Source organism: Methylobacterium sp. J-077, from assembly GCF_022829365.1.
Classification (GTDB): Bacteria; Pseudomonadota; Alphaproteobacteria; order Rhizobiales; family Beijerinckiaceae; genus Methylobacterium.
In genome coordinates this window covers 23,122-29,290 of the sequence record NZ_JAKSYJ010000019.1, presented here as the reverse complement: position 1 = coordinate 29,290, position 6,169 = coordinate 23,122, and the positions used below count along the sequence as shown (strand labels likewise).

4 protein-coding genes are annotated in these 6,169 nt (G+C 69.6%); all 4 read left to right on the top strand.

Annotated features, from left to right (window positions below):
* Positions 1–358: KUP/HAK/KT family potassium transporter (locus MKL11_RS00695; protein ID WP_409565789.1), on the top strand; the 358-nt coding region annotated here is incomplete at its 5' end.
* A gap of 135 nt (positions 359–493) precedes the next feature.
* The gene (gene ahcY, locus MKL11_RS00690) at positions 494–1,894 is read left to right on the top strand and encodes an adenosylhomocysteinase (protein WP_243939348.1); all 1,401 of its coding nucleotides are present in this window, start codon (positions 494–496) and stop codon (positions 1,892–1,894) included.
* 393 nt (positions 1,895–2,287) lie between these two features.
* Complete coding sequence (locus MKL11_RS00685; RefSeq protein WP_243939346.1) at positions 2,288–4,849, top strand: sensor histidine kinase; 2,562 nt, start codon at positions 2,288–2,290, stop codon at positions 4,847–4,849.
* Positions 4,850–4,900: 51 nt separating this feature from the next.
* A complete protein-coding gene (locus tag MKL11_RS00680; RefSeq protein ID WP_243939344.1) occupies positions 4,901–6,133 on the top strand; it encodes an MFS transporter in 1,233 nt (410 codons plus the stop codon).
* Positions 6,134–6,169: the final 36 nt, after the last annotated feature.

The following is a 6,169-nucleotide window of genomic DNA, read 5'->3' as shown; positions in this document are numbered from 1 at the left end:
CATCACCGCCCTCTACGAGGAGACCCCCACGATCCCGGTGGAGCAACGCGCCCATGTCACGATCCTGGCGCCGGACTTCTACCGGGTGATCCTGCGCTACGGCTTCATGGAGGATGCCTCGATCCCGGAGGGCCTCGCCTGCGCGGTCGCCGCCCGCCACCTGCCGGCCAACGCGATCGAGGACATGACCGTGTTCGTCGGCCACGAGACGATCATCCCGAAGGACGACCATCGCGGGATGGCGGCCTGGCGGGAGAACCTGTTCGCCTTCATGCAGCGCAACGCCGAGCGCACCGGCGCCTTCTTCGGCGTGCCGACCCGGCAGGTGGTGGAGGTCGGCACCGAGATCGAAATCTAGGGCTTCCGAGCGGCGCGGGCAGCCAGCCCGCAGCCTGGAACGCATAAAGACATGTTTATGTCTTGATTGCTTCATATCCCGCGAAGTGGTACGGGCTGGCCCCGAACCGCAACGCGAACACGGAGCCGCCGACTCATGGCCAAGGATTACATCGTCAAGGACATCGGGCTGGCCGAGTACGGCCGCAAGGAGATCTCGATCGCCGAGACGGAGATGCCGGGCCTGATGACGGTCCGCGAGGAGTACGGCGCGGGCCAGCCCCTGAAGGGCGCCAAGATCGCCGGCTCGCTCCACATGACGATCCAGACCGCCGTGCTGATCGAGACCCTGAAGGCGCTCGGCGCCGACATCCGCTGGGTCTCCTGCAACATCTACTCGACCCAGGACCACGCCGCCGCCGCCATCGCGGCCGCCGGCATCCCGGTCTTCGCCGTGAAAGGCGAGACCCTGGAGGAATACTGGGACTACACCTCGCGCCTGTTCGACTGGCATGACGGCGGCATGCCGAACATGATCCTCGACGACGGCGGCGACGCCACTATGTTCGTCCATCTCGGCCTGCGCGCCGAGAACGGCGACACCGCCTTCCTCGACAAGCCCGAGAGCGAGGAGGAGGAGGTCTTCTTCGCGCTCCTGAAGAAGAAGCTCGCCGAGAAGCCGAAGGGCTGGTTCGCCGGGCTGGCCGACAGCATCAAGGGCGTCTCCGAGGAGACCACCACGGGCGTGCACCGCCTCTACGTGCTGGCCAAGGAGGGCAAGCTGCTCTTCCCGGCGATCAACGTGAACGATTCGGTCACCAAGTCGAAGTTCGACAACCTCTACGGCTGCAAGGAGTCGCTGGTCGACGGCATCCGCCGCGGCACCGACGTGATGATGGCCGGCAAGGTCGCCATGGTCGCGGGCTTCGGCGACGTCGGCAAGGGCTCGGCCGCGTCGCTGCGCAACGCCGGCTGCCGCGTGCTCGTGTCGGAGATCGACCCGATCTGCGCGCTCCAGGCCGCCATGGAAGGCTACGAGGTCGTGACCATGGAGGATGCCGCCCCGCGCGCCGACATCTTCGTCACCGCCACCGGCAACAAGGACATTATCACCCTCGACCACATGCGGGCGATGAAGGACCGGGCGATCGTCTGCAACATCGGCCACTTCGACAACGAGATTCAGGTCGCCGGCCTGAAGAACCTCAAGTGGTCGAACATCAAGCCGCAGGTGGACGAGATCACCTTCGCGGACGGCCACCGCATCATCCTCCTGTCGGAGGGCCGCCTGGTGAACCTGGGCAACGCGACCGGCCACCCGTCCTTCGTGATGTCGGCCTCGTTCACCAACCAGACGCTGGCGCAGATCGAGCTCTGGACCAACACGACCAAGTACCAGAAGCAGGTCTATACCCTGCCCAAGACCCTCGACGAGAAGGTCGCGGCCCTGCACCTGGAGAAGATCGGCGTGAAGCTCTCGAAGCTGCGCCCCGACCAGGCCGCCTATATCGGCGTGTCCGAGTCGGGCCCGTTCAAGTCCGAGCACTACCGCTACTGAGCCGGCCGCGGTCGGGAACGGCCCCGGTTCGGCGTGCGCGTCGAACCGGCAGTTGAATTCCCGCCCGGCGAGGCGGCGGCCGGCACGATCGCCGCCGCAGCGATGAGACGTCAAAAAGGGCCCGGCGCGCTGCGTCGGGCCCTTTCGTTTGTCAATCCGTTTTGCCGCAACCGCACTGTGTCTTCTGAGTGTCGTTAACGGATGATTGTGAGCGACCGGCGTATAGCCACGCTTCGTTCCCCTTCCGGGTCGATTCCGCCGCACGGTAAGGTGCGAGCGAATCTTAGATCGGTGGGTCCGCGACGGTTCGAGAGAATCAGCTGCGGGAACGGTGCGTTCTGCGCCGCGCGGTTGCACGCGCGTTCGGATCGCCAGGGTGGGGGCAGGGCTATCATGGGTGTCGGTCGTGCCGCGCACGTTCGAATCTGCGTGGGTACGCTCACATTGACCGCGGCGAGCGCAGCGCTCGCCGAACTGCCCGAGACCGCCGCCACGCATGCGCCGCGCGAGATGCACGGGGTCGCCGCCCTGGCGATCTTCGGCGGCCTGGTCGCCTTCGCGGTGATCCTGTCGCTGCTCCACCTCTACGAGCGCGGGCGCTGGACCCGCCGGGAGCGCGAGCTGGCCGGCGCCCTCGACGTGCTGCGCGGCGCCCATGACCGCGCCGAGATGCTGCTCAACGCCGAGCGTCAGATCATCGTCACCTGGGACCGGCGCAGCGAACCCGTGGTCGAGGGCGATATCAGCCTGGCGATCTACGGCGAGCGGCCGACCTCGGGCTATGCCCGCCGGGTCCTGGCCTTCGGTACCTGGCTGGTCGCCTCAGACGCCGCCGCGGTTGAGGCCGCGGTCGAGACCCTGCGGGCGCGGGGCACGAGCTTTACCGTGAGCCTGCGCACCCAGACCGGGCGCAGCATCGACGCGCACGGGCAGGCCGTGGCCGGCCGGGCACTGCTGCGCCTGCGCGAGACCAGCCAGGAGCGCTGCGAGATCGCCGACCTGCGCGCCACCCTGGACGAGACCCGCCGCGGCCTCTCGGCCCTGGCCGGCCTGCTCGACGCGATCCCGCAGCCGGTCTGGCGGCGCAACCGCGAGGGCGGCCTGAGCTGGGTCAACGCCGCCTACGTGGCGGCCGTCGAGGCCGAGACCCGCGAGGCCGCGCTGGATGGCGGCGTCGAGCTGTTCGACCGTCCGGCCCGCGAGGCGATCATCCGCGACGAGGCGGCGCGCTCGGCCGGCCTGACCCGGACCGTCCCGCGGCTCTCGGCCGTGGTCGCCGGCAGCCGGCGCATGCTCGACGTGTTCGAGACCACCCTGGACAGCGGCCGCGTCGGGATCGCCATCGACGTGTCCGAGCTGGAGAGCGTCCGCGCCGACCTCCAGCGCCAGATGAACGCCAACGTCCGCACCCTCGACCAATTGCCCACCGCGGTGGCGATGTTCGACGTGTCGCAGCGGCTGATCTTCCACAACGCCGCCTACCGCCAGCTCTGGGACCTGGATCAGGCCTTCCTCGACAGCCGCCCCGCCGACGGCGAGATCCTCGATCACCTCCGGGCCGAGCGGAAGCTCGAGGAGCACGCCGATTTCCGCGGCTGGAAGCAGGGGGTGCTGGCCGCCTACCGGGCCGCGGAGGCCAACCAGAGCTGGTGGTACCTGCCCGACGGTCGGACGCTCCGGGTGGTCGCGGATCCGAACCCGCAGGGGGGCCTGACCTACCTGTTCGACGACGTCTCCGACAGCCTCAACGCCGAATCGCGCTACAACGCCCTGCGCCGCCTGCAGGCCGAGACCCTGGACACCCTGGCCGAGCCGGTCGCCGTGTTCGGCGCCGACGGGCGCATGACGCTGGCCAACCGGGCGTTCTGCACCGTCTGGCAGCTCGATCCGGCGACCGTGGAGGAGCGGCCCCACGTCGATGCCGTCATCGAGGCCTGCCGGCCCCTGGCGCCGTCCGAGGAGCCGTGGCTCGACATCCGCGACGCGGTGGTCGGCCTCGAATCGCGCACCGCCCGGTCCTGCCGCCTGGCGGTGGTGGACGGCACCGTCCTCGATTGCGCCGCGCAGCCGCTGCCCGAGGGCGCGACCCTGCTGACCCTGATCGACGTCACCGCCAGCGTGAACGTCGAGCGGGCGCTGACCGAGAAGAACGACGCGCTGGAGAAAGCCGCGCAGCTGCGCGACACCTTCGTGCACCACGTCTCCTACGAGCTGCGCTCGCCGCTCACGAACATCATCGGCTTCACCCAGCTCCTGGGGGACGAGACGGTCGGGGCGCTCAACGACCGCCAGCGCGAATATTCCGACCACATCATGCGCTCCTCGGCGGCGCTGCTCGTGATCATCAACGACATCCTCGACCTCGCCTCGATCGATGCAGGCTCCCTGGAGCTCCAGCGGGAGGAGGTCGACGTCCAGTCCACCATCGAGGCGGCCGTGCGCGGCATCGAGGATCGGCTGGCCGAATCCCACATCACCCTGGCGCTGGACGTGCCGGAGGATATCGGCAGCGTCCACGCGGACGGGAAGCGGGTGCGGCAGATCCTGTTCAACCTGCTCTCGAACGCCGTCGGCTTCTCGGAGGCCGGGCAGCGGGTCGAGGTCCGCGCCCGCCGGGACGCGAACGAGCTGATCCTGAGCGTGCGCGACCATGGCCGCGGCATGCCGCCGGAGATCGCCGATTCGGTCTTCAACCGTTTCGAGAGCCACACTCTGGGCACCCGCCACCGCGGCGTCGGTCTGGGCCTGTCGATCGTGCGGTCCTTCGTCGAACTCCATGGCGGGCGTGTCCATCTCGAGACCGCGCCCGGGGCCGGGACCCAGGTGACCTGTACCTTCCCGCTTTTTCCCAGTGAGGGGCCGGCTCGCCTCGACCGGCGCGAGGTGAGCCGGCCCCTCATGACCCCAGCCGCGACCGCGACCACGACCCGCAAGCCGGGTCTCGCGCTTCACTGAGGGCAACATCGCCGGGCTTGATTAATCCCCCGGTCGGGCTCAGCAGGGCGCATGTCCCAAAAAGATCGTTCCGGCTGGGCCGTCTTCGGCATCGGCGATTTCCGCCTGTTCGGCGCGGCCCGCTTCCTGACGGGCCTCGCCTACCAGATGCAGGCGGTGGCGATCGGCTGGTTCGTCTACGACCTCACCCATTCCGCCCTGGCGCTCGGCCTCGTCGGGCTGGCGGGCTTTTTGCCCGCTGTGATCTGCGCGCTGATCACCGGCCACGTGGCGGATGCCTATGACCGCCGCCTCGTCGGTGCCGCGGCCTTCGCGCTCCAGAGCCTGGCGAGCTTCGGGCTCCTGACCTATGCGCTGGCCGGCTTCCAGGCGGTCTGGCCGATCTACGCCCTGGTGATCGTGGTCGGCACCGCCCGGGCCTTCGCCAATCCCGCGCTGCAGGCGCTGTTGCCGACCCTGGTGCCGGGCCCGCAATTCAGCTCGGCCATCGCCTGGAACGCCTCGCTCTGGCAGAGCGCCTCGGTGATGGGTCCGGCGCTCGGCGGCCTGCTCTACGCGCTCGGACCATCGGTGGTGTTCGGCGGCGCAGCCGCCAGCTTCGCCCTCGCGAGCCTCCTGACGGCGCTGATCCGGTTCCGGCCCGCGGCCGTGACCGAGCGGCCGCCGATCACCTGGGCGGCGCTCTCGGCGGGCATCGGCTACATCCGCTCGCAGCCGGTGGTGCTGGGCGCCATCAGCCTCGACCTGTTCACCGTCCTGCTCGGGGGCGCCACCGCGCTCCTGCCGATCTATGCCGGCGAGGTGCTGCATGTCGGTCCCCTCGGCCTCGGGGCGCTGCGGAGCATGCCGGCCTTCGGGGCGGTCGCCACGGCGGTCCTGCTGGCCTATCGCCCGCTCCGGCGCCATGCCGGGGTGCGGATGCTCAGGGCCTGCGCCGTGTTCGGCGCGGCGACCGTGGCATTCGGCCTCTCGACCTCGCTGCCCCTGTCGATGGCCTGCCTGTTCGTCACGGGCGCCGCCGACATGATCTCGGTCTATGTCCGCCAGACCTTCGTGCAGGGCGAGACGCCGGACGCCATGCGCGGCCGGGTCTCGGCGGTGAACACGGTGTTCATCGGCGCCTCGAACGAGCTCGGCGAGTTCGAATCCGGCGTGCTCGCCGCCGCGATCGGGGCGGTGCCGGCGGTGGTGGTCGGGGGTGCCGCCACGATCGCGGTCGCGCTGCTCTGGGGCCGGTTTTTTCCAGCCCTGCGGGCGCGGGACCGGTTGCTGGTGCAGGGGTAGCGGCCGCCAATCATTTCTCGGGCACGGCTCGGCATT

Excerpts from the sequence above, each read along its gene's own strand:
- MKL11_RS00685 (WP_243939346.1), top strand. The coding sequence starts at position 2,288 with ATGGGTGTCGGTCGTGCCGCGCACGTTCGAATCTGCGTGGGTACGCTC.
- MKL11_RS00680 (WP_243939344.1), top strand. The coding sequence starts at position 4,901 with ATGTCCCAAAAAGATCGTTCCGGCTGGGCCGTCTTCGGCATCGGCGAT.
- ahcY (WP_243939348.1), top strand. The coding sequence starts at position 494 with ATGGCCAAGGATTACATCGTCAAGGACATCGGGCTGGCCGAGTACGGC.